Below are 763 nucleotides of genomic sequence, written 5' to 3' on the forward strand. Positions count from 1 at the left end.
GGTATTGTCACGTTAACGTCCGGTCGACGAGGGAATGCTGATGGTCGGGATTCAAGCGGCTCGAGTGGCAGCATTCCAGGCGTTAGTTGCCTCGAGGCGGTGACAACGGATTGTTAGTGCGGAGCGACGACGTGCCGGGACGCGGAAGCAATTTCTAACGGCTGATGGGTGGTTACGAACCGCTGCAAACCTCCTGGAGATCGGTATCCTGGCATCGTCCGTTCTCGCTTTCGGAATGGGAGGGGGCTGTTTTCCGCGCAGTTGTTCAAGCCCTTGTGCGACCAACGATCCAAGCCCGGCGCGATTTCCCGTTTGGCGGTGCCATAGGACCGCAACTTGTTCGTGATGATCCGCTTGGGAATGAAACCAAGGTGCTTGATCAGGCCGCGCAACAGCCGTTTTGCCGCCCGTTTGTCCCGCCTGGATTGGAGTACTTCGTCCGACACGACGCCATGCTGATCGACCGCGCGCCAAAGCCGATACTTGCGACCTGAAATGTCCACGACAATTTCATCCAGATGCCAGACATCATCTGGGCGGCCATGTCTCTGCCATAGATTTGGAGCAACCACCGGCCCGAATTTGATGACCCAGCGCCGAACAGTTTCGTAAGAAGCATCGCGCACGCGCTGCAGCAGCATCTCTTCAACTTCCCGCAGGCTCAGATTGAAGCGAACGTACAGCCACACTGCATGCGCGATGAGCTGAGGCGGAAACCGGGGGCGCTTGTAGCTGATTGACGATGTCTTCATCAATGTCACCT

1 pseudogene is annotated in these 763 nt (G+C 57.3%); it reads right to left on the minus strand.

From position 1 onward, the window contains the following. Nucleotides 1-51: 51 nt before the first annotated feature. Nucleotides 52-752, minus strand: a pseudogene (locus tag ACR0D9_RS20610) (IS6 family transposase). Nucleotides 753-763 lie beyond the last annotated feature (11 nt).

It is taken from the genome of Ruegeria sp. AK11, assembly GCF_056541095.1.